The organism is Stenotrophomonas sp. 3diitr2024, from assembly GCF_042136455.1.
GTDB lineage: Bacteria > Pseudomonadota > Gammaproteobacteria > Xanthomonadales > Xanthomonadaceae > Stenotrophomonas > Stenotrophomonas sepilia.
The window spans coordinates 1-339 of the sequence record NZ_JBHHMJ010000427.1 but is presented as its reverse complement, the minus strand read 5'-3'; the positions used below and the strand labels follow the sequence as shown (position 1 = coordinate 339).

2 pseudogenes are annotated in these 339 nt (G+C 70.5%); one reads left to right on the top strand and one right to left on the bottom strand.

The annotated features are described in order from the left end of the window. A pseudogene (locus ABGA94_RS10630) lies at nt 1-171 on the top strand (biotin carboxylase N-terminal domain-containing protein); the annotation flags it as partial. Here ABGA94_RS10630 and ABGA94_RS10625 read toward each other — a convergent pair. After that, nucleotides 106-339, bottom strand: a pseudogene (locus ABGA94_RS10625) (hypothetical protein); the annotation flags it as partial. The pseudogenes ABGA94_RS10630 and ABGA94_RS10625 overlap by 66 nt on opposite strands.

Sequence of the window (339 nt, the reverse complement as noted above, 5' to 3'; positions counted from 1 at the left end):
GCCAACCGCGGCGAAATCGCCTGCCGCGTCATCGCCACCTGCCACCGCCTCGGCATCGCCACCGTGGCGGTGTATTCCGATGCCGACCGCAACGCACGCCACGTACGCCTGGCCGACGTTGAGCAGGCGATACCAGTCGCGGCGCGCCGAACGGTCCAGCTTCTCCACCCACAGACCGCCACGGATCGTGTTGTCGACCGTGCCGAAGGTCTGCCGCCACTCGACGTCGGCGACCGGTTCGGCAGCCACGTCATCCTGCCCCCCGGTTTCGCTCGCCCAAGCCGGCATCGCCGGCTCCTGGCGGCCCGCTTCGGGCACCACCGACGACCACGAGGACTG